Genomic DNA, 21,885 nt, shown 5'->3' with positions numbered 1-21,885 from the left:
GGAAACGGAATCGGTGAATAGACCTTCAGACTTCTACGTTGTGGCAAAGGAACCCGGAGCCGAACACCCGGCCCTGCCCACCTGGGCCAATGAAAACGCAAATCCGGTCGGGTTGGACGAAGACGCCCGAGCCGAGCTTTCACGGGTCGAAGTAGCGGGTGTCCCCGGAACCTTTCAACTGCTGAACGTATTGTCCCGCGACGAGTGCGCTCGCTTCATCGAACTCACCGATGCCCTGGGCTATCTCCCGGACGCGGCAGTCTCACTCCCGAGGAGCGTGCGCCACAACTACAACGTCACCTGGGTCGTGGACGAACAGACCGACGGCATCATCTGGCAGCGCTGCGCAGACTTCACCTCCGACGATCAGGGCATCTTTGGCGGCAAGAAGACTCTGGGGCTCAACGCCAGGTTTCGCTTCTATCGCTACCAAGCAGGCGACTTCTTCAAGCCCCACACGGACGGCGCCTGGCCGGGTAGCCGCGTGATCGAGAGACAGCTCGTGCCCAACGCCTATCCGGACCGATTCAGCCAGATGTCGGTCTTGTTCTTCTTGAGCGACGACTTCGAAGGCGGCGAGACGCAGTTCTGTGTGAACAAGGACGATGCATCTCTACCCGCGCGCAACCAGGACGAAGTGGGGTGGGTCAATGTAAAGACACCGGCGGGTGGCGCGCTCTGCTTCCCACACGGAGCCCATCCCCTGCACTGCCTGCACAGCTCCGAAGAAGTCGTTTCGGGCCTGAAGTACATCATCCGAACCGACCTGCTCTTCGAGTTGTAACCGGCACAGCAACCACACTCGTAACTGCCACAGCGAGCAGACCCAAAGACAGCAGGCCGCGCAGCGGCCCCTTAGCCCATGATCTCCTGCGCTTCCGTGATGGCCTGGCGGAGGATGCGCACAATCTCTTTGAACTCTTCGGGGCCCGCAACCAGGGGAGGGGCGAGCTGAATGACGGGCTCGGCCTTGTCCTCGGTTCGGCAGATCAGACCCAACTCGAAGGTCCGGGGCGAGAGGATCTCGCCGAGCAGCCGCTTGCACTCCGCATCCGAGAAGTGTTGCTGCGTTGCGGAATCCTTGACGAGTTCGATGCCGTAGAAGTAGCCAGCGCCGCGGATGTCACCGACGAACTTCAGGTCGTAGAGCGTCTCGAGTTCGCGCCGGAACTCGTCCTCGTACTGAAGCACCCAGCCGGTCAGGTCATCGCGTTCTATCAATTCGATGTTCGCCAGCGCGACCGCGCAGCTGACGGGATGGCCTCCGTAAGTAATTCCGTGCATGAAGGTTTCGTTCGAATCCACGAACGGCTCGGCGAGACGATCACTCACGATCGTGGCGCCGAGCGGTGCGTATCCCGACGTCAAGCCCTTGGCACAGGTGATGATGTCCGGCTGATAGTCGTAGCGGTTGCAGGCGAACATGTGACCGAGTCGACCGAAGGCGCAGATGGTCTCGTCGGATACGAGCAATACGCCATAGCGGTCGCAGATCTCCCGCACGCGCTGGAAATACGTGGGCGGGGGCACCAAGCAACCGCCCGCGTTCTGGATCGGCTCGAGAAAAACGGCCGCGACGGTTTCCGGTCCTTCCTGCAAGATGATGCGCTCGATGTCGTTGGCACAGGCTTCGGCCAACTCCTCGCCTTGTTCCTTTTCCAGGTACGCATGGGTGTTGCGGGCGTGGAAGGTGCCGGGAACCAGCGGCTTGTAGGGATCGCGGATCTCGGGAACACCAGTGATGGAGAGCGCGCCGAGGGTTGTTCCGTGGTAGGCGATGTTGCGGGCGATGACCTTGTAGCGGTCGGGTTGGCCCTTCACGCGGAAGTACTGTTTGATGAGCTTCCACGCGGTTTCGACCGCATCGCCACCGCCGCTGCCAAAGAAGACGCGATTGAGATCGCCGGGAGCCAGGGATGCGAGCTTCGCCGCCAGCTGAATGGCTGCGGGATGCATGAAGGTCCAGAGCGGAAAGAAATGAAGCTTGTTCGCCTGCTCGAAAGCGGCGTCGGCGAGTTCCGTGCGGCCGTGTCCGACGTTTGTCAGAAAGAGACCGGCCAGGCCGTCGAGGTATCGCTTGCCGTCGTCGTCGAAGACATAGCAGCCCTCTCCACGCACGATGAGCGGGAGGTTGTCCGTCTCGCTGAGGGGTGTAAAGCACGGCCACAGGTGCCTGCGCGCAAGTTGTTCGAGTTCTGCTTTGGAAATCTGCTCTGCCATTTCGTTCCTCATCATCGTTTTGCGCGCGCCGTCATTGCGCGGGCATTCAGAATCGCGGGAGTTTACCGGGGATGCGCGATCTGTCAGCCGACGGGCCGAACCCTCGGCCATTGCGGTCGAGCTTCTGCCGGTCAGATGCACCTGTCATCGGAAATTGACTCCAAAAACGGGATCAAAAAACGTCCAACCGCCCGAAAGCCCGGATTCGACGCCATCCGGGGGGATTTGGTCGGGCGATTCCAGGACTTTGTGGTTCTCGCACGGCCCCTGTGCTTCTCTATCCGCCCACGATGTTGGATCCAAAAACCCTGACGGAGCGCCGCGACGAGATCGCGGAGAGCTGTCGCAAACGCGGACTGGTCGTCGATCTCGACGCGATCCTCGCCGCCCAGCATGACTACAATGCCCTGCTGACCCAGTTGGGCGAGACGAATCGCCTACGCAACGAGCACCAGAAGTCCGGCAAACGCAAGCTGGATCCCGCAGAGCGAGAGGCCCACAATGCCGCCGGGCGCGGCTTCAAGGAACAGGTTTCGGAGATCGAAGATCGATTGCGTGATTCTGAGGCCGACTTGATCGTGGCGATGCGCGAGTTGCCCAACTTCGTGCATCCTGAAAGTCCGGTGGGGGGTGAAGACAAGTTTCGCCAGATCAGTACCTCCGGTGAAATTCCAAAGTTCGACTTCGAACCCAAGGACCATCTTCAATTGTGCGACGAACTGGATCTGGTCGATTTTGAAAGTGCGGCCACCGTCGCGGGTTCGAAGTGGTACTACCTCAAAAACGAAGCTTGCCTGCTCGAACTGGCGCTGCAGAGATTCGCGCTCGACATCGTCATGGACGAGGGCTTCACCCCGATCACGACCCCGGACGTCGCACGACCCGATATCATCGAAGCGCTCGGCTTCAGTCCACGCGGCGAGGAGAGCCAGATCTATTCGATCGAAGGGCACGACCTGTGCCTGATCGGGACCGCGGAGATCACCATCGGGGGAATGTACGCGGACACGATCTTCGATGAAGCCGATCTCCCGCTGAAGGTTGCGGGGGTCTCCCATTGTTTCCGCACCGAGGCGGGTGCCGCGGGTAGAGAGAGCAAGGGGCTGTACCGGGTTCATCAGTTTTCAAAAACCGAGATGTTCGTATTCACGACCCCCGAAGATTCCGAAGCCCAACATCAAGAGTTGTTGCGGATCGAACAACGCATCTTCGATGCTCTCGAGATCCCGTACCGAGTGATCGAAATCGCAACGGGCGATCTCGGCGCCCCGGCCTATCGCAAGTTCGACCTCGAGGCCTGGATGCCCGGCCGCGGGGATGGTGGCGACTGGGGAGAGATCACGAGCACCTCGAACTGCACAGACTTTCAGTCGCGCAGACTCAAGATTCGCTTCCGACGACAGGGCGCCAAAAAGAACGAGATGGTCCACACCCTGAACGGGACGGCAATCTCGAATGCCCGGGCGATCCTCGCCCTGCTCGAAATTCATCAGCGCTCGGACGGCAGCGTTGCAATCCCCAAGGTTCTGCGACCCTACATGGGGCGAGATTCCATTGGGCCGCGCTGACGAGGAGCGCGATCCATCGCAGCCTGCGTCGCTGGTGCTCGGGACTGCAGGCCACATTGATCATGGCAAGACCAGCCTGGTTCGCGCACTCACCGGTGTGGACACCGACCGACTTCCCGAAGAAAAAGCGCGCGGGATCACCATCGAACTCGGCTTCGCGCTCCTCGAGCTCGACCACGGACTCAAGGTCGCTGTCGTGGACGTCCCGGGCCATGAGAAGCTCGTACGCACCATGGTGTCGGGCGCGGCCGGCATCGACCTCGTCTTGCTGGTGGTGGCCGCCGACGAGGGCGTAATGCCCCAGACCCGGGAACACGTGGCGATTTGTGATCTGCTCGCGATCAAAAGCGGCGTCGTTGCCCTCACCAAGAGCGATCTCGCCGATGAAGAAGTGATCGAACTCGCGAGCGAAGAGGTGCGGGACCTGCTCGCTCCGACGGCACTTGCCCGAGCACCCATCGTCCCCGTCTCTTCTGAAACAGGCGCCGGACTCGACGAATTGCGCAGCACCCTCGCATCATTGATTCGCAGCACACCTCCCCGCACCCCCCGCGTGGGGCCGAGCCGCCTTTCGGTCGACCGCGCATTCGCGATGAAGGGTTTCGGAACCGTGGTCACGGGAACCTTGCAGGGTGGCTCCTTCCACACCGGCGATACGATGGAGATTCATCCAAAGGGAACCAAGGCGCGCATTCGAGGCTTGCAGAGCCACGGTCAAGCGCGAGACAGCGTAGGGCCGGGTGCGCGTTGCGCGGTGAACCTCCAGAACATCGAAGTTTCGGAGCTGTCCCGGGGCGACATGATCGCCAAGTCCGGCGCGATCATCTCCACCCAGACTGCAGACGTTCAAATCGGTTGGCTCTCGAGTGCGCCCGAAACAGAAGGAACGCTGTCGATCGAATTTCTCTCGGGTACCGCTGAGCGCCGGGCACGGTTGTCACCCATCGGCTGCGAGGGCTTTGCGCCGGGAGAGAATGCGTTCGCCCGCCTCCACATCGACGGCGATCCGGTACCCCTGGTGCTGGGAGATCGCTTCATCGCCCGGGGTTTTGCACGTAGCGAAGGAACCGGAGGAACCCTGGGCGGAGGCGTAATACTCGATGTCGCACCACCCCATCGCCGACGCAGCGATCCGAATCTCGCGCGCGAGCTCGAGATTTTCGCCGAAGGGAACACCGATGCGGGGATCCGCGAGCGTATTTTGCGAACAGGAATGACCGGAGCGGTCGAGCCCGAGCTGGCCGTCGAAATGGGGTTGTCCCCGAGTGATCTCAGCGATCGCCTCGCGAAGCTCGAAGCCGATGGCACCCTCGTACGTGCGGGAGGAAAGCGCTGGATCGGAAGCGAGATCATCGCGCGCATGGAGCAGCGGTTGATCGAGGTACTCGAGGCCTACCATCGAGCGGAACCCCTGCGCCCGGGCATGAGCCGCGGAACCCTGCGCGGACAGTTGCCCGAAAACGTGCGGCCGGAAGCGGCAGAGCTAGCCCTCAATCGACTCGAGGAACGCGCCGAGATCTGTATCGGTGGAGAGTTTGCCTGGCGGCGGGGCTACACCCCGACCCTCGATGCGGAGGCCGAGGTTGCCATCGCAAAGATTCGCGAAGACTCAAAGAGCGCGGGCCTCGAACCCGTCTCGGTAAAGGATTGGTCGGTGCGATTGGCAATTAGCCAAGATCTCTTTCGGGACCTCGTCGCATTCCTCGAGCGGAACGAAGAAATCGTACGTGCGCCCGGCGACTTGTTCTTCGATCGGAGCGCAATCGACGCGCTAAAGGAAAGGGTCGTCCAATACCTCACCGAGCATCAAGAGATCGACACCAAAACCTACAAGGAAGTCATCGGCACCAGTCGGCGGACCGCGATGCCGCTGATGGAACTACTCGACGACCTTCACGTCACCCGGCGCATGGGCGACGTGCGGGTGCTTCGCGGCAGCTGAGTTTCGCTTACTTGAGCAACGTGGTGATGTATCGATACAGGCCCGAGCTCGTCACCGGATCTCTGTTGCAAACAATTTGAACGTCGATCGCAGCTGCGGTGCTGCCGACGAACCCCGACAGATCGACCGGGAGACCAGCGCCCACGCACAGGGACGCCAGGGCCAAGAACGCATCCCCAGCACCGATCCGATCCACCACCTTGGTTGAAAGCGCCGGAACGTGGACGTGTTCACCCGTTTGCCGGTCGAAAATTCGCATGCCCGCGGTTCCCATCGTGACCGCGACCGCTTTGGCGTCGACACGTTCTCCGATGATCTCGGCCAGGTGATCGACGGAGTTGACCCGGTCGTGCGCCGCCAGGCGCAACTCCGGTTCGTTGAGCGAAACCAGGTCGGCCCGTCGGTAGCGGTTGATCACGTGAAAGCCGCGATTGCCGCTGTTGATCTGGGTATTGACCGCAAGAAAGCGCGCCTGCTCGCACAGAGTCTCGACCATGTTCTCCGAGATGAATCCGTTGCCAAAATCCGGAACCACCACGATATCGAACTGCGATAGTTGCAACCCGAGCCAGCGATTGGCAGCGGCGCCCACTTCGGGGTCGTAGTCTTCACCCTCGCGCAGATAGATTTCGAACAACCGATCGAAGTCTGCGGAGACGAAGCGTCGCTTGATCAGCGTCGTCGACTCTGCGGAACGAAAGAAGACAGGCTCTACGGTCTTGACCAGGTGCGAACGAATGAAATGCTCGCTGCCATCTCCCTGCCCGATTCCGGTCGCGAGAGTGACGTCGTCACAGAATTCTCCGAGATGGTTTGCAACTGCGATCGCGCCCCCAGCAAACTGTTCGGCGGATTCGAACGAAACCGCCAATCCCCCGCCCTTGCCCGGTCGCCCCAGCGGTGTGGTGTAGTGATACTCATCGATGATCGCATCTCCGACGACCAGGATCTTGAGCCCACGCAGAGAGCGCAGGGTCGCGATGATGAGGCGATCGGAATAGCGCTGTCTAAATTCTCGCAGGTACTTTCGGACGGCCTCCGGAAAAACGTCGAAGTGTTCGTTGAGCAGGCTCGAGGAACTGAAGGTGATCTCTTCTGTGAAGTAGACACGTCCCCCGAGTGACTCGACCGCAGAGTACTCGGGCTTTTTGATCGACACCCCTCCTGTTTCGAGTGATGCGGGGTTGAGTCCCTCTACGTATACGTCCGGCTTGATCGCCTTGATGACATCGACACCCGTCGAACCCTCATATATTGCGACACCATCAACGCAGGCCAGCGCCGCGAGAGCCTCGGCCCGCAAGTCCTCGCCGAACACGGGACGATCGGGTCCCTTGTTGACGAAGCGGTCGGCCGTCACCGTTACATAGAGCAAGTCCGCTTGACGCCGGGCGCGCTGGAGATGTCGAATGTGTCCCATGTGGAGGAGATCGAAGGCGCCGTGACACAACGCGATGGTCTTGCCTTGCGAACGTTTTCGATTCGCTGAGGCGGCGAGTTGTTCGAGACCGATGATCGGCTGGCCGTTCATCTCCTGCTCCCTGACTTCTTTCCCGGCTACCGAGGGATTCGTGTGGAGTGGCAACGCTACTCGCAACTCTTCGGAATATTCCGTTCATACTTGAGCAAGGAAACTCGCAACTGCGCGGCGCAGTGGTGAGATTCGAATCGCTCGCGATATAAGCTTTGACTCTCGCGAAGGTCGGCTACGAGAATCCCATGCGATCTCGCAACGAACGGAAGCGGACATGTTGCGATTGGGAAGCGAGGAAAATATTCAATTCCAGCCCCCTGAGTTCCGCTCTAGTTGCTCAAGCATTTGCGAATTTTTCCGATTAGCTGCGAACCCCCAGTGCATCGCGGAACTTGGAGAAGGCATGACTTTGACGGCGCGCTATTGGGATTTCTACGATCGCTACGTGGTGTGCGTCCGGCGCGATCCCGAGTACCCGATCAATCGCTATTACGCGCATCTCGTCGACCCCTTCTTTACCAAATGGGCCTACGACCTCAAGCTATCCCCAAACGCGGTGACGACCCTGGCGCTGATCTCCGGCGTCGCCACTGGACTGTGTCTGCTCACAGGGGCAAACCTGAGCGCAGCGATCTTGCTGCAACTCCACCACTTTCTCGATGGTGCCGACGGAAACCTGGCCCGCCTGACCGATCGCTGTACTCCCGGCGGCGCTCGATACGACCAGATCAGTGACCGGCTCGTGCGCGTTGTCGTGTTCTCGTCGGTTGCATGGATGGCCGATGTCGCGTGGGGTTGGCGCATTGCCTTTCTAGGAGTATTGATTCTCGATCACCTGGTGGTGCAGAACTACATTGTCCCGCTGATGGCGCGGGTGGAACTCGACCGGGCGCGCTGGAAGGCCTGGTTTCTGGAACGCGGGATCATTCCGGGTTTCGATCACTTCACACTCTTCTTTCTCATCAGCGTGTGTGCGGCCTTGGGACGACTCGACGCGCTCATCTACGTCGGAACCACACTCAAGCTGCTCGACCTCGGCTATCGCCTCTGGGAATGTGCAAAGTCTCAACCGATCTTTTCGGACCTGGACGAGATCGAGGGCGTGGCAAAGCAAGTCGACTTCTGGACAGTGGCTTTCGATTACTGGTTCTCGCTGCGCATCGTTTCGTACTTACGACACCGACGCGTGAGTCCAGACCAGATCACGTTCGCCTCGTTTGGTAGCGCGATTGCGGGCGCAGGCGTGATCGCTGGATTTCCAGGACAGTGGCCAGCGATGATCGCCGCAGCCCTGTTGTTCCAACTGTCGTACATCTTCGACTGCGCCGATGGGCAACTGGCTCGTATCCGCAGCCAGTATTCTCGCCACGGTTGGCGCCTCGATCTATACAGCGACCGATTGACCGAAACCATCATCCTCGTCAGTGTCACTTATTCACTGGCTGCACAGACGGCATCACCCACGGCTGCGTACTGGTTGCTCGGAATGAGTGTGCTCGGCGCAACCACGCTCTTGCAATACAGCCGTGTCCACGAACTGCTCCACGCCGCGACGTTTGCATCCCAACCCGCCGGGCGATTGGCGGATGAAAGCGAGAACCGACAGTTCGTCGTCCTGCGCCGTGCGATCCTTCGCTTCGAAAACGTGCGCCGAAAACACCGACTGGGGTTCATGAATGTCGGAAACTTCTATTTTTTGAACTTCGTCTTTCTCGTAGCGGGTCGAGCGGATCTGTTTCTCTGGTCCGTGCTCGTGATCGCGATCGCCGCGACGGCCTTCCACGTCGGCCACAGTGCGATCAAGCAAGCGGACACCGAAGCAGGGCTGCAGCGCGTCGTCATGGACGGCAAGAAGGCGGTCTTGTTTGGCGCCGGAGAGGGTGCGGCTCAATTCGTGGCCGGGTTTCGCAAGCGCGAAATCGAGATCGCTTATGTTTGCGACAACAACTCGGATCGCTGGGGCACGAGGTTCCACGGCGCTGCGATCGTCGACCCGAAGATGATCGCGGACGACGTCGAAGGCGTTGTCGTGTTCATCGCCTCGGAGTGGGCTTCAGAAATTCATACGCAGCTCACAGGATACGGTCTGCCGGCCGATCGCATCGTGTCGCTCTATTGATACGCAACATCTGCGAACGAGGGCCGAGTCGACTCCGCCGGAGCCTTCAACGCGCGAAGATAGCTGCGGTACTCCGCTTCGAGCTGGGTGGTGCTCAGCTGATCGAGAATGGTAAAACGCGGACCGCGAATCGTTCGAGCCGCGTCGATCAACGCCCCAAAAGACTGTCGCTTCCCCGCTAGTTTGAGGAAGTCGAGTTCGAATCCGACCGATCGTGCAAGCGGGAGCAGGGTTCGATCCGATCGCTGGTGCAGCCAGACGATGTAGGGCGCAATCGATCCGACGAGAAAGCCATGGCCAAAGCTCGCCGGGCGATCGCGGCTGATCACGTGTGCAATCAGATGCTCGGCACCACTGCAGGGCCGGCTATTCCCGCTGATGTACATCGCGAGCCCCGAGAGCACGATGGCATTGATGTAGCGCTCGAGAAACGCCAGATCCCGCATGGAAGGTGCCGGGGCCAATATGCTCTGAACCGCGCTTCGGGACATGATCCTCGCCAGGGCACTAGGTTCGGCCCGCCCCCGGCGAACCGCCAGATCCCAGTCCATCACCGCCGAATGGTTCGAGAGCACGTCACCGAGACCGTTGGTGAGTGCCCAGAGCGGCGCCTCTACGAGGATCGTCGGGTCGATCACGATCCCGATGGGAGGGGTCGTGGAGTAGCTCCTGGCGTGACCGCGGTCGTCGGCAAGAATCGCTATGGGTGAGGCGATCCCGTCGTTTGAGATCACTGTGGGAATGGCGAAATAGGGCTGTTCGAGACTGGACGCGTGGTACTTGGCAAAATCGAGCACTGCGCCCCCACCGATTCCAACGACCAGGGTAACGCTTCGCTGCAGCGGCGAACTCCTGCAGATGCGCTCGTGAAACGACAGAGAGTTTTCAGCGGAGTGAATGACTTCCACCGGCAGACTGCGAATGCGCCCTGCGAAGTCATTGCCGATGCGTCGCGAGAATTTCTTGCCCGTGATGATCCTGATTCGTGCTGGCGTAAGACCGCTGCGCGTCAGGAAATCTTCGAAATCCAATGTCTCGAGATCGACCATCTCCAACAAGAACGGAAATGTAGATCCCTGGCGATTCACGGGGACTCCTGAATCGCTCGAATGATCGAACTCGTGCTCACGCCGGGGTAGTAGGGAATGAATTGCAATCGAATGCGATGTCGTTCGAGAAAGTCCGAATCTACCTTGATCTGATTCATGTATGAGTCGGGCTGCCAATCGTTGCCATGGACGATGATGTCGACTCCGTGGCGAATGAGCTCCTGCCGGTTGTCGTACTCTTCGATCACGAATGCGCGATCGACGCAGCGCAGTGCGCTCACGATCGCGAGTCGGTCCGTCTCGTCATTCACCGGCCTTCGTTTGTAGGTGCTGACCATCTCGTCGCCGTTGATGGCTACGACGAGGCGATCTCCCAGGGATCGAGAGGCTTCGAGAAATTCGAGGTGACCTCGATGAAAGAGGTCGAAGACCCCGATGACGTAGACCGTCGTGCCCACCCTTGGGCTCTGGAGGAAGGATTTCCAACCCCCACTCGAGACATCCTTCACCGACAATCAGACAAAGCCCAGATTATCTTGATCTGCTTCCAGATAATCGAGAATCAGGCGGTTCTTTGGGTTGGCCACGCAATGGTTGTTGCAGTGGATCGAAGGATTGATTTTGAAGAAACGCTCCTTGTTGTCGAACCAGAAATCGCGAAAGCGCTGATCCTTGATCGATCCGAGGCATCCGTTGTCGAGGTTGTAGGCTTTGTCCTGACAAGCGTAGACGTTCAGATCCGCCCCGATCACCATCAGCATCTGCAGATACGGACACCAGGTGTAGTCCTTCTCGAATTTGTTATCGAGAAAGTGATACGCGTCGTTGATCTCGAATGAATCGCTCGCGAGTTCGGACTGCGCCCTGGCGATCTCGACCTTGGCGGCATCGTAGAACTCGGCGTGATAGCGGTTCGACTCCGCGCCACTGTTGCTCGTGATGCAGGGTGACATCTTGACGCTCCTCACGCCGATATCGCGCATGCGTCGGGTGAAGTCAAAGATGTGAGCGGCGTTCTTCTTGTCGATGATGTAGCTGACGCCCAGCACGCACTTGCCCCCCAGTTTCTGAAACGCCTCCATGTTGCCCACGACCTTGCCGAATTCGGTTTCCTTGACGCCTCGATACTCGGAGTAACTCTTGGCGTCCCATCCATCGATCGAGATTCGCAACCAGGTCGCGGACTCAGAGAAGATTGCGGCGATGTCACCGTTCAGCCTCGCCCCATTGGTAAGGGAAGCGAAGCTCATTTTGCTCGCCGCCAATGCCTTCGCGGCGTCCAGCAGATATTTGTAGTGGAAGGGGTCGCCTCCGCCGCTGAACGTGACAGCACGAACCCCCATCTCGTCGAGATCGTCGATGATCTCCAGGATCTTTTCGAGCGGGATGCTGTCTCGCGTCACCATGTCCTGGCCCAACTGCAGGTTGTCGACCTTGTAAGCGCAGTACCAGCACGAATGTGCGCAAACGTTGGTCGGCTTGATCCGGACGTGGATGGGAGCGCGTATCTCCCCCGTCTCCAGCGGCAGCGAGTCGATCTTGTCTTTGTAATGGAAGGCCTTCATTTTCGTGTACTTCAAGCCCATGATGAAAATCCTTTATGCGGAGGTCACGATTCGAAATAGATGAATTCAAAGTCGCCGGAGTATCCGAACTCGCGGAACATCCAGGTCCATTCTTCCGGGCGATAAAACGACTCACAGGTCAGCGCCCAACACTGCAGGTTGAAGAGTTCTTCCTCGTTTCGGTAACTCTCCACCAGCAGGTACTTTTTCTTTCCCACTCGCTCGATCTCCAGAAGTGAAGCCTTTAGATCCGGCAGCGTGAGGTTGTGGAGCGTGCCGATGCTGAGCACGAGATCGAAGGCGTCGTCTTCGAAGGGATACGTGTCCTGGGCCCGTTGCCGAAACAGGGCGTGCCTGATCTCCGCCGGCGCCTCGGCGATCGCATGGGACGAGATGTCGCAACCCACGAGCTCAGGGTTGTCCAGAAGCTTGCTGAACTCGTAGAGCAGGTGGGCTTTGCCGCACCCCATGTCCAACAAGCTGGCTCCCGATTGTGGCAAATCGAATTTGTCAATCAGCTCCTCCGCGACCGTCTTCCAACGGCCGTCGTACCGATAGCCCCCGTAGCCGTAGCGCCGGTCGCCATCCCAGTAGTCCGCCTCGAACTTCCGGGCGATTTTCATGCATGCGACCTTGTCGTCGCTCATCCGGCCTAGACAATCCCGGGTTGTCCTCGTGTGTAGGGGGGTGATGATGTTTTGGAGTTGTCCCATTTTATTCCTCCCTGGTTTCGCGCTCTCGCGTGGACTTGTGGCCGATGACGGCGGGTCGCGAGACTTTCGACAGTCTCGGCCACACCCAGTGGAGTGATGCCAAAGTGTTCGAGTTGACTGGCTTGCGATCCGTATTGATGCGGGTAGGCGTCGGGAACTCCGATTCGCCGGAATCGCTTGGGTACATCGAAGGACGCCTCAGCGATCAGTTCCGCAATGGCGCTTCCGAGCCCGCCGATAATCGAGTGCTCTTCGACACTCACCACCACCGACACACCCTCGACACGCGAGATCAATGCATCGACGTCCAGCGGCTTGATCGTCGGAAGATGCAGCACACCCACGTCGATATGCCTGGCGGCTAGAGCTTCGGCTGCTTCCAGGCAGATTCTCAAGCCGATGCCAGTCGTCACCAACAGGGCATCGGTCCCTTCGCGCATCGATACGGCCGCGCCAATCTCGAAGTCATTCGATGAATCGGTGACGATCGGGTCGTAGCCCTTCGCCAGTCGGATATAGATCGGTCCATCGTGGTCTACGCTCACGCGCATGAAGCGTCGCATTTCGTCGGCATCAGCCGGGGCGACGATCGTCATGTTGGGCAAGGCGCGCATGATCGCGATGTCGTCGATGGCTTCGTGGGTGGGGCCTAAGGGCGCGTACACCAGCCCGCCTCCGTTTCCGATCAGGCGAACGGGCAGGTTGGCGTGGCACACGTCCATCGCGACCTGTTCGTAGCAGCGTCTCGTCAGGAAGGTCGCGATCGTATTCACGTAGGGGACGCTTCCCTCCATCGCGAAACCCGCCGCAAGTCCGACGACATTCATCTCGCTGATCCCTTCCATCAGGAAGCGATCGGGAAGCGTCTGGCGAAACTCATCAAGGGTTCCGTGGCCGAGGTCTGAACCCACGAAGAGAACGCGCTCGTCCCGCTTTGCGAGCTCGAAGACCATGTCGAGGCAGGCCTTTCTCATGGATAGTCTCCGAGTGCACGGCGATAGGCTGAGAGATCGTCGTCCGAAATCTGACTCTTGTGGTGGTAGGCAGAGTTGAACTCGGCAACCGGGATTCCCTTCCCCTTGACCGTGTGGCAAATGATCGCGTTGGGCTTACCGCTTTCGAAGGGCAGGCTCTTGAACACCGAACGCAGATCTATCACGTCGTGACCGTCTACTTCTCGCACAGCGCAGCCGAAGCTTTCCCATTTCTCGGCGAAGGGTTCGAGGTCCTGCACCTCATGCGTAGCGCCATAGGACTGGCATTTGTTGTAGTCCACGATGAAGGTGAGGTTGCTGAGTTTGTGTTTGCCCGCACACATCGCGGCTTCCCAGACTGAGCCTTCATTGCACTCGCCATCGCCCAGCGCGACCAGGACGCGATGCTTCGATCCGACCCGCCGGGCATGCAGCGCCATGCCGACGCCGATCGATGCGCCGTGGCCCAGGCTTCCCGTCGACGCTTCGACCCCCGGAACCTTCAGGTGGTCGGGATGGCCGCCCAGCATTCCACCGTCGGCACAGAACTCCATGAGCCGTTCGCGGGGAAAGAATCCCTTGTCGGCCAGAAGAACGTAAAGAGCGAGACAACCGTGGCCTTTGCTCAAGATGAAGCGATCGCGACCCGGCCAGTCGGGACGCTTCGAATCAAAGCGGAGAATATCGTCATACAGGACTCGAATGATTTCGATCAACGAAAAGGTGGAACCGAGATGTCCACGCCGGCTTGTGGCAAGAATTTCGAGGACCGTCTCGCGCAATTCCTTGCTGCGTGCGTCGAGGGGCGTTGCGAGTCCCAGCCAATCCGCGTGGAGAGCAAGGGCCTTGGGTTGGCTCTCTACGGTTGAACTATGCGGCATAGGGAAACTCCCCTCGTTCTTCGGTTGCGGATTCCAACAGGGATTTGGCCTTGGCGAGCTGCTCGAGGAGCACCGCCTCGGAGTCTCCCTTGCGATGCAACGCAAAGGCTCGCCTTTGCCGCTGTTCTGGAACGAACTCGTTCAACAGGATCGTGCACCACTTGATGGCGTAGAGCGGGAACACGCGAGGAACGCGCCAATCGAGCTCGGTACATGCGGGATGGCGGGCGATGGCTGATTGCATGAACTGCCGGCGCAAATCGACCGAGAGTGGAAGGGCTGGATGGAGCAGGAAGTCACTCACCATCTTTGCGGGATCGTCCCAGCCAAAATGTTCGAAGTCGACGAAGACCAGCGATCCATCTGGGCGCCGCAACGCGTTGTGAAAGCCGAAATCCGACGGGCTCAAGGTGCGGCTCTCGCGCGCAAGCACACTGTCGATTTCGAGACCGCGCTCGCGCTGCAAAGCAGCAGCCGATTCGAACGCTCGTGCGAGAACCGGTCGGATCGAGCCGGCCAGAAAGAGTTGAAGCCGTTCGTGTGCACGCGTGTCGGCCAGCTCGGCCGCGACTTGCAGAGGTGCGAGACGAGCGCGAATGGATTCGGCGAGGGCGTCCAGGGAGAAGCAGGCCTCCGAAGCAGCCCCGAGTGCGAAACTGGCTGTTTGCAGCTTGAGGCGATCGAGCTGGATGAGGAATTCGACCAGCGCTTCGACGTCGCGCTGCTTGACATCGTCCCGGGTCAAGGGCGTACCTTCTACGAATCGCAGGATCGACAGGGACTGCTCGGGAAAGGTTGCGATGGGCTCGGGAATACAGCGGACATCGTTGTTCCAGAGAAAGCGAAGGGCGGCGAACTCGCGGCCGCGTCGATCGCAAGTCGACTTGGGGTCCGTGTCGGAATAGATCTTGGCCACATAGACCTCTGCATCGTTGCGATCGCTGCGATCGACTCGATACACGCGACTGTTCCGGCCGCCACCCAATGGCTGCAACGAGAGAGGTCCCGAACCAGCGACTTCGTTCAGCGCGGGGCCGACCAGAGCGCAATCAAACTCGCTCGCTTCTGTCAGTGCGACGCTCACCGGGCGTTGATCTCCTGCATTCTTTTGATGTTGTAGTAACGATCGTTGGTCATGGGATCGACAATGCGGCCATCCCGGTAGGCATCCACAAGACTTCGTACTGCATCCTCGACCTTGTGGATGGGCCGGAAACCCAAGGCGGCGCGAATCTTGTCCGAGTTGATGTGGTACGAACGATTGTCGTCACTGGACACACGTTCGAGTTCGATGCCAGGGTCACCCACGGTGTCCCGAACCAGACGAGCAATTTCTTCGACTGGAAGATTTTGATACCCGACATTGAACGCTTGACCGTCGACTTGATCGGGGCTCGCGTTCAGTATGGCTTGGTAGGCGCGCACCATGTCGGCAATATGAATATTTGGGCGCAGTTGCTCGCCGCCGAGGATGCGAATCTTTCTGTTGGTGAGCGCGTGGGCGGTCAAGATGTTCACCACCACGTCCAGGCGAAGTCTCGGGGCGTAGCCGCAAACCGTTGCCGGTCGCAAAATGACGCGCTCCATTTGGCCGGCGTCGGAATAGTCGAGCAACATTTTTTCGCAGGCCAACTTGAACCTTGAATAGTCGGTGAGCGGACGGGGTTCCGTGTCCTCCTTGACCTCCGGATGATCCTGAACCCCGTAGATGCTCGAGGAACTCGCATAAATGAATCGGCGAACCCCCTGTTCGACGGCGGCCTGGACCAGGGGCAAAAATGCGTCGAGATTGATACTCGTTCCCAGCGCTGGCGCGAGATCGAAGCTCGGATCATTGGAGATACACGCCAGGTGGATCACGGCATCCTGTCCGGCGAGTTCCTCGCGCATTCGCCGGGCTTCGCGGATGTCGAGTTCGACCAGATTCAAATTGGGATGCCCAGCAACTTCCGCGAAGACTTCGCGCCCGTACCAGAACAGATCAATCACCTTGACCCGGTAGCCTTCTCTCAGAAGCTCCGGCACAAGAGAACTTCCCACGTATCCCGCCCCGCCGGTCACGAGCACGGTGCGGTAGCCATTGGGGTTGTTGATGGAGTTCTTGGTGAGATTGTTGTTCGATGCCTCGGTCATGAGTCCAACTTCCGTGCCGCCTGATCGACGCTGGTCCATAGCTCGGGAATCGTGCTTCCGTGGTGGCCACGCACGTAGTGTCCACGACCCCGGTCGGAGACAGCGCGCACCAGGAGTGTCTTCCACGGGCGGAAGTAGTACGCGGGATTGTCCAACGAGGGTTCGTGACTTACATCGTTGGGAAGCGGCAAAAGATCGCAGACCAGAGAATCGAAGTTGCCAACCCGGCGCCCGTCCGCAAGCGCGACATTGCGCGCCATCGCGAGAGACTTGAGGAACACCTCGGGAGCCATCACCGCGCAACCAAAGGTCGCCACGACCCCCCCTTCGAGCGCTTCAACGACCTTGGCGTAGCGTAAGAAATCGCAGTAGCTCGCGGCTCCCCACGCAGCGCCGTCACAATTTGGATGTTCGTAGACGATGTCGTAGCCGATGCCAACGTGGACTGTGACGGGTACTCCGGTGCGGTAGCCCGCCGCGAGAATGCTCGCATGCTTGTGAGGAAAGTCGCCTTCCTCGATCATGCGCCCCGCCATGTGACCCAGGCCGGTTTTCTCGCGATATGCCGCGGAGGCGATTTCGTTGATCGCCCCGGTTTCCCGCCAAAGTCCGAACTGACCTGTATCCAGGTAGGTTTCGACATCCTCGGTTGTGGCACCGATCAGCGACAACTCGTAATCGTGAATCAAGCCGGATCCATTGAGCGCGATGCACGAGATGAAGCCGCGTTCCATCAGGTCGATCAGATAGGGCTGCACTCCGGCCCGAATGACATGCCCTCCCAGCATCATGATCACCGCCGCTTGCCGAGATCTCGCGCGCGCAATCGCGCGTCCCACTTCGGAGAGCGCCGGGTGGGTCGTTTCGACCTTCACGAGCTTGCGCACGGACGACAAGTCCAACTTGTGTTGTCGCTCGCTGAGCGGGCGGATGTTCAGCCTGCTGCGATCGAACACATCACTGCTCGTGTTCTCGAATGTCGAACTTTCGGTCAAAACTTTTGCTCTCCCGGGCTTCGCTGTCGGCTACTTGAGAAGTGAATCGATGTGTCGGTAGATCAACCGTGGCTCGAGGGGGTGACCGGATCCGGCCGTCGTCGTCGCCGCAGCGGCCGCGAGATTCCCAATGAAACCGATTGCGGCCGGGTCGAGTCCCCGGGCACTGCACGACGCGGTCAGTGCAAAGAGCGCCTCCCGAGTACCCAGTGGATCCACCCGATTTACCGGATTGACTGGAAACGCCGGTACGTCGGTACAGGACTTTGCCTCTGCGTCGTAGACGACAGTGGCGGATTCTGCTGAACCGTGGGCTTCATCGCCGATCATCAGCACGACTTCGCAGTCGTGCTGCTCAGCCAGGCGTCCGGCCATGGCGTTGTCCGCTTGCCCAGCGGCGATGCTCTGCAGGATGAAATTTGCCCCGCACTCGGGCAGGTCGAGACTTGCTTGGGAAACCGGATTGCGAATGTCGATCGCAAAGAAGGACGCGCGCGCGCGAATCATCGCTCGAGCACTCTGCGAGACCCATCCAGTACCCCAATCTGACATCAGCACGTTGTCGTATCGATCCAGCAGGCGGTCGAGTGATCCCTCGACGCCACCCGACGACAGGTCAGCTGCGTCCACAATTTCGAGATCGACTCCCGGGGCGGCGTTCTTGCTCAAGAACCCCGGCGAAACTTCGTCTCCAATCCCGGCAGTGAGAAGCGCTACACGATCGCTGAAGCGCGACAGTGCGTTCGCAACCGCCATCGCTCCACCGGCGTAACGTTCGCTCGTGCGATCCTCAGTCGAGATTGCGAAAGGCTGCTCTTCGATACCAAGTGCACCAAGAACACTCCGAACGTCTTCGCTTCGTCCGGCGCCGAACTCAACGAATGATTCGCCCACGACCAGCGTTCGCAGATGCTTGAACTGCGAAAGCTCCGCCACCAGCTGCTCGGCAGAGTGAAGTGCTCGAAACTTCTGCAGAAAATCCTTCAGCTGGGGCGAGAAGATGTCGGTATGGCGGTTGATCAATGCCGACGCGCTGTTGAGTTCGGTATCGGTGAGAACCAACTTCCCCCCGGCGCTCTCAATCGCCTCGCGTTCGAGATCGATCGCATTGTTGCGATCTCTCGGCCCCGTACCCTGCACAGCCCCTTTCAGGAACACGTCCGGTCGAAGCATGCGGATGGCTTCGACCGCTGTCGGCCACTCGTTGATGCAGACGAAATCGACGCATTCCAGCGCGGCGAGTGCTTCGGCACGCAAGTCGTCGCTGAAGGCCGGTCGGTGGGGGCCCTTGTTGACGAACCGATCGGGTGTGATGGTGACCACGAGGCAATCGCCGAGCTGCCGCGCCTCTTGCAAGTGTCGGATGTGCCCGATGTGGAGCAGGTCGAATACACCGTGGCACTGCACGACCTTGGCCCGACCTGCGGCGGGTTTGTCGAGTTCGTCTGCGACTTCGCGAAGTGATCTACGCTTCTGCATCGAGAGCGAGTAATCCCCATTCATTGCCGGCTCGTGAGAACCTGCTGGGAACCTGTAACGACATCATCCATGCGCAACTTGAGTGTGGCTGGACGAATCTCGGCAGACTGGAATTGGCGGGCCGCGCTTCAGCACTGAGAAACCGGAGCGTTGCGCTCGAGGAATACTCTCGGGAGGTGCTGGACCAAGGGGCCCGTGTTCAGCTGTGAGAATGACTTCTCAAATGCGCTTGGGACCTGCGGCGACCGACCAAAGGTAGTGCGACATCGGTCCGAATCCGGTGTGGAGCACCTCATCGTTCATGCCGAACATGAAAACGTTTTCGAAGTATCGCTCCATCAACTCTCGGAGTGATTCAAAACTCTTGAGGTTGATATGGTGAATCTTGCTCTGAGGCGAGGCGTACTCCGCCGCGGTGATGTTCGGAGTGCCGGTGATCAGCACGCCGCCGGGCTTCAGACATGCGACGAGGTTCTCGACAAAGCTGGCTTCCTTGGCCGGTTCGAGGTGCTCGATGACATCCACCGTGTAGGCGGCATCCACGCGAGTCGCTAGCGGCGATTCGTTGAGATCATGCAAGACATAGCTGACGTTCTCGATATGCGAGAGTCGCTCGGCGTTTCCGCGCAACTGACGGGGGTCCCAGTCTACGGCGTGCAAATGTCCAACGGCCTGGGCGACGATCGGCAGTCCGAGGGCGTCCCCGCAGCCAACCTCGAGCACCTCTTGCTTCCCCGTCAACATCTTCGCGCAAAACTTGTAGCGAGCCATGACGAACGCCAGGTGCTTTGGATCGTTTATCAGATCATCCGAGGCCCACGGACCCAGTACAACTCCCGGGGTGTTGATCCGCGATCCCATCGCAGCTTCATAGGCTTCGCGTGCATTTTGCATGGGCCCCTCGCTCATCGCCATCTCGTCCTCCGGTTGATCCGTTCTTTCAATTCGATGAAGTCATCGCGGGTTCATACACCGGCACCGGATCGGCAACGGTCAGATGGATCTGTAGGGAAGAGCGTCGTGATCTACGAACTTACGGGTGCGACTGAGACATTCACGTACCTGATCCCAATGTGTGATTACGGGAATTGATTCGTGCAACTTGTCGAGGCTGTTCGGATCGAACAAAAAACGCTGGACACCGGTGGGAAACTCGGGGTGGAGCAGAAATTCTCGCAGATCATCTATAAAGTGCGTGCAGCCAAGGGATTGAATTCTCGCTCGCTTGTCTCGCTGCGAGTTTTCGAAAAAAACCTGAGCACGGCCGATGCCCGTCGCCTCGAGATCCATGATACGGTGGATTCTCAGCCAATCTAGCGCCGACTGACGAAGATCGAAGCGGGGGCCCCGCGCCGGGAATCGGGTCTTGTGGCTTACGATTCGAAGCTCGCATCCCCGTTGATGGAGAGCGCGAAGCGCCTCGATGGCAAATTCAAACGGAGGGGCGTGCAAGAGCCGCTCTCCATACGCCAGCCCCTGAAGTTCGGTCCACTCCCGATCACGCCCCTGCTCCCGGAGTGCGCTTCGCACAGCCAGCTTGGTCGCCGGGGTACCGGGATGGATGAGTCCTCGTTCGATAGCGAGGGAATGAAATAGTTCGTCGTAGCGCGCCAGGGTGTTGTCGAAGTCAATTCCCAGAACAATCCTGCGCCCGTCCAGGCCGGACTTCGCGAAGACGCTCGGACTTCGCGGGTTGGATCTCAAATCGGAGAGCCTTGATTCATCGATGATGACGACCACTTCTTGCGCACTCGCCGCTCTGGTTGCGTGCTCGACGTCTCGATGGTCCCAACCTGCGCCTGCAAGGTTTCGCAGTATTCGCGAAACGCATCGCGCCACGGTCGAAGCGAAGTGACTTTCTCGGACTTCATGGTGGTGAAGACGTTCTTTCGGCCGAAAGAAGGAAAGCGTTTGTGACTCACCGGCTCGACCGTAACCGCCAGCCTGAGATTCGCGACGAGAAGCTCGATCATTTCGAACAATGATCCTCGACCCTCGTTGGTCAGGTGATACAGATCTGGCGGCAAGTCTGACGCGAGGATTCGATGCATTTCCTCGGCGATGTCGCGGCTATAGGACGGCGTAGTAATGATATCTGAAGAAATTTGCAATCGACGCTCGCCCGCTTGCACTCGGGACAACATTTTTTCGACAAACTGATCTCGCTTGCTCGACTCGCCAAATAAAACCGGAAGCCGGAACAGGTAAGAACGCCTTGCGATCGACTGAACGAAGTAGTCACCGCCGTACTTCGTCAGGCCGTAGACGTTGAAGGGCTTGACCGGATCGGATTCAACGCAGTACTTATCGAGCGCATCGCCAAATACAGCGTCCGTGCTGAGGTGAGCGAACACGAAACCACGATCTCGCGAGAGTTCCGCCAGACGCTTTGGGAGCAGCGTGTTGAGTTGTATCGCTCGATCCGCCTCGCTTTCGCAAGCATCGATCCCCAGAAATGCGACCGCGTTGATCACCAGATCGGGTCTTTCGGCAGCCACCACCGCAGAGACCTGATCGAGATTCTCACAATCGAGGTGATTGCGGTTCATGCCGATGATCTCGTGGTCGTCACCGAAGACACGCGAGATTGCAGAGCCCATTTTCCCAGTGGCTCCAAAGAGGAGTAGTTTGCGCATATCGCGAGCGATCGGAAGATCGTGCTCAGGCTTGAGCAATAACTGCCGCAGGTATCGAGATTCCGGACGGATTCTCGATCGGTGGGGTTTTGATCCAGGCCGCTGGGGAGAGTTCGGAGGGCAAAATCAGTCCTTCT

Annotated in this window: 19 protein-coding genes; 4 read left to right on the top strand and 15 right to left on the bottom strand. The window is 59.2% G+C overall.

Annotated elements, in window-relative coordinates:
• The first annotated feature begins 13 nt into the window (after positions 1–13).
• Complete coding sequence (locus tag IH881_11420) at positions 14–784, top strand: 2OG-Fe(II) oxygenase (GenBank protein MCH7868297.1); 771 nt, start codon at positions 14–16, stop codon at positions 782–784.
• Positions 785–855: 71 nt separating this feature from the next.
• Here the strand turns inward: IH881_11420 and IH881_11415 are convergent, their stop codons facing one another.
• Entirely contained in the window at positions 856–2,220 is a 1,365-nt protein-coding gene (locus tag IH881_11415; GenBank protein ID MCH7868296.1) for an aspartate aminotransferase family protein, read from the bottom strand.
• Between the two features lie 290 nt (positions 2,221–2,510).
• Between IH881_11415 and serS the strand changes: the two genes are divergently transcribed.
• Together serS and selB are read left to right on the top strand one after the other, a co-directional pair.
• A complete protein-coding gene (gene serS / locus IH881_11410; GenBank protein MCH7868295.1) occupies positions 2,511–3,788 on the top strand; it encodes a serine--tRNA ligase in 1,278 nt (425 codons plus the stop codon).
• Entirely contained in the window at positions 3,775–5,730 is a 1,956-nt protein-coding gene (gene selB / locus IH881_11405; protein MCH7868294.1) for a selenocysteine-specific translation elongation factor, read from the top strand. Before serS ends, selB begins: the two co-directional genes overlap by 14 nt.
• Before the next feature lie 7 nt (positions 5,731–5,737).
• Here selB and IH881_11400 read toward each other — a convergent pair whose 3' ends face one another.
• Complete coding sequence (locus IH881_11400) at positions 5,738–7,261, bottom strand: adenylyltransferase/cytidyltransferase family protein (protein MCH7868293.1); 1,524 nt, start codon at positions 7,259–7,261, stop codon at positions 5,738–5,740.
• 346 nt (positions 7,262–7,607) lie between these two features.
• Between IH881_11400 and IH881_11395 the strand changes: the two genes are divergently transcribed.
• Positions 7,608–9,323 carry a CDP-alcohol phosphatidyltransferase family protein gene (locus IH881_11395; GenBank protein ID MCH7868292.1) on the top strand — a complete coding sequence of 572 codons (1,716 nt, stop codon included), beginning with the start codon at positions 7,608–7,610 and terminating at the stop codon, positions 9,321–9,323.
• Here IH881_11395 and IH881_11390 read toward each other — a convergent pair.
• The 13 genes from IH881_11390 to IH881_11330 all read right to left on the bottom strand — a co-directional run bounded on the left by IH881_11390 (position 9,317) and on the right by IH881_11330 (position 21,712).
• Positions 9,317–10,411 (bottom strand): iron-containing alcohol dehydrogenase, encoded by a 1,095-nt coding sequence (locus IH881_11390; protein MCH7868291.1) that lies wholly within the window; start codon positions 10,409–10,411, stop codon positions 9,317–9,319. The two genes, IH881_11395 and IH881_11390, sit on opposite strands and share 7 nt — an antisense overlap.
• Positions 10,408–10,830, bottom strand: coding sequence for an adenylyltransferase/cytidyltransferase family protein (locus tag IH881_11385; GenBank protein MCH7868290.1), 423 nt, complete (start codon positions 10,828–10,830; stop codon positions 10,408–10,410). The genes IH881_11390 and IH881_11385 overlap by 4 nt, the downstream gene beginning before the upstream one ends.
• A gap of 57 nt (positions 10,831–10,887) precedes the next feature.
• The gene (locus IH881_11380) at positions 10,888–11,958 is read right to left on the bottom strand and encodes a radical SAM protein (GenBank protein ID MCH7868289.1); all 1,071 of its coding nucleotides are present in this window, start codon (positions 11,956–11,958) and stop codon (positions 10,888–10,890) included.
• A 23-nt stretch (positions 11,959–11,981) separates the two neighbouring features.
• The gene (locus IH881_11375; GenBank protein MCH7868288.1) at positions 11,982–12,650 is read right to left on the bottom strand and encodes a class I SAM-dependent methyltransferase; all 669 of its coding nucleotides are present in this window, start codon (positions 12,648–12,650) and stop codon (positions 11,982–11,984) included.
• The gene (locus IH881_11370; GenBank protein MCH7868287.1) at positions 12,590–13,624 is read right to left on the bottom strand and encodes a transketolase; all 1,035 of its coding nucleotides are present in this window, start codon (positions 13,622–13,624) and stop codon (positions 12,590–12,592) included. Before IH881_11370 ends, IH881_11375 begins: the two co-directional genes overlap by 61 nt.
• On the bottom strand, positions 13,621–14,505 hold the full coding sequence (locus IH881_11365; protein ID MCH7868286.1) for a transketolase: 885 nt from the start codon (positions 14,503–14,505) through the stop codon (positions 13,621–13,623). The genes IH881_11370 and IH881_11365 overlap by 4 nt, the downstream gene beginning before the upstream one ends.
• On the bottom strand, positions 14,495–15,589 hold the full coding sequence (locus tag IH881_11360; GenBank protein ID MCH7868285.1) for an aminoglycoside phosphotransferase family protein: 1,095 nt from the start codon (positions 15,587–15,589) through the stop codon (positions 14,495–14,497). The genes IH881_11365 and IH881_11360 overlap by 11 nt, the downstream gene beginning before the upstream one ends.
• Positions 15,586–16,638 (bottom strand): NAD-dependent epimerase/dehydratase family protein, encoded by a 1,053-nt coding sequence (locus tag IH881_11355; protein MCH7868284.1) that lies wholly within the window; start codon positions 16,636–16,638, stop codon positions 15,586–15,588. The genes IH881_11360 and IH881_11355 overlap by 4 nt, the downstream gene beginning before the upstream one ends.
• A complete protein-coding gene (locus IH881_11350; GenBank protein ID MCH7868283.1) occupies positions 16,635–17,594 on the bottom strand; it encodes a hypothetical protein in 960 nt (319 codons plus the stop codon). Before IH881_11350 ends, IH881_11355 begins: the two co-directional genes overlap by 4 nt.
• 69 nt (positions 17,595–17,663) lie before the next feature.
• Complete coding sequence (locus IH881_11345; protein MCH7868282.1) at positions 17,664–19,112, bottom strand: adenylyltransferase/cytidyltransferase family protein; 1,449 nt, start codon at positions 19,110–19,112, stop codon at positions 17,664–17,666.
• Positions 19,113–19,331: 219 nt separating this feature from the next.
• Positions 19,332–20,021 carry a class I SAM-dependent methyltransferase gene (locus IH881_11340; protein MCH7868281.1) on the bottom strand — a complete coding sequence of 230 codons (690 nt, stop codon included), beginning with the start codon at positions 20,019–20,021 and terminating at the stop codon, positions 19,332–19,334.
• 84 nt (positions 20,022–20,105) lie between these two features.
• On the bottom strand, positions 20,106–20,852 hold the full coding sequence (locus tag IH881_11335; GenBank protein ID MCH7868280.1) for a haloacid dehalogenase-like hydrolase: 747 nt from the start codon (positions 20,850–20,852) through the stop codon (positions 20,106–20,108).
• On the bottom strand, positions 20,813–21,712 hold the full coding sequence (locus tag IH881_11330) for an NAD(P)-dependent oxidoreductase (protein MCH7868279.1): 900 nt from the start codon (positions 21,710–21,712) through the stop codon (positions 20,813–20,815). Before IH881_11330 ends, IH881_11335 begins: the two co-directional genes overlap by 40 nt.
• Positions 21,713–21,885 lie beyond the last annotated feature (173 nt).

This window comes from Myxococcales bacterium (genome assembly GCA_022563535.1).
Taxonomy (GTDB): domain Bacteria; phylum Myxococcota_A; class UBA9160; order UBA9160; family UBA4427; genus DUBZ01.
Note: the sequence above shows the minus strand (reverse complement) of the source record. Positions and strands in the feature narration are given on the sequence as shown.

Excerpts from the sequence above, each read along its gene's own strand:
- IH881_11400 (MCH7868293.1), bottom strand. The coding sequence starts at position 7,261 with ATGAACGGCCAGCCGATCATCGGTCTCGAACAACTCGCCGCCTCAGCG.
- IH881_11395 (MCH7868292.1), top strand. The coding sequence starts at position 7,608 with ATGACTTTGACGGCGCGCTATTGGGATTTCTACGATCGCTACGTGGTG.
- IH881_11375 (MCH7868288.1), bottom strand. The coding sequence starts at position 12,650 with ATGGGACAACTCCAAAACATCATCACCCCCCTACACACGAGGACAACC.
- IH881_11415 (MCH7868296.1), bottom strand. The coding sequence starts at position 2,220 with ATGGCAGAGCAGATTTCCAAAGCAGAACTCGAACAACTTGCGCGCAGG.
- IH881_11365 (MCH7868286.1), bottom strand. The coding sequence starts at position 14,505 with ATGCCGCATAGTTCAACCGTAGAGAGCCAACCCAAGGCCCTTGCTCTC.
- IH881_11380 (MCH7868289.1), bottom strand. The coding sequence starts at position 11,958 with ATGGGCTTGAAGTACACGAAAATGAAGGCCTTCCATTACAAAGACAAG.
- IH881_11370 (MCH7868287.1), bottom strand. The coding sequence starts at position 13,624 with ATGAGAAAGGCCTGCCTCGACATGGTCTTCGAGCTCGCAAAGCGGGAC.
- IH881_11355 (MCH7868284.1), bottom strand. The coding sequence starts at position 16,638 with ATGACCGAGGCATCGAACAACAATCTCACCAAGAACTCCATCAACAAC.
- IH881_11345 (MCH7868282.1), bottom strand. The coding sequence starts at position 19,112 with ATGCAGAAGCGTAGATCACTTCGCGAAGTCGCAGACGAACTCGACAAA.
- serS (MCH7868295.1), top strand. The coding sequence starts at position 2,511 with ATGTTGGATCCAAAAACCCTGACGGAGCGCCGCGACGAGATCGCGGAG.
- IH881_11330 (MCH7868279.1), bottom strand. The coding sequence starts at position 21,712 with ATGGGCTCTGCAATCTCGCGTGTCTTCGGTGACGACCACGAGATCATC.
- IH881_11340 (MCH7868281.1), bottom strand. The coding sequence starts at position 20,021 with ATGAGCGAGGGGCCCATGCAAAATGCACGCGAAGCCTATGAAGCTGCG.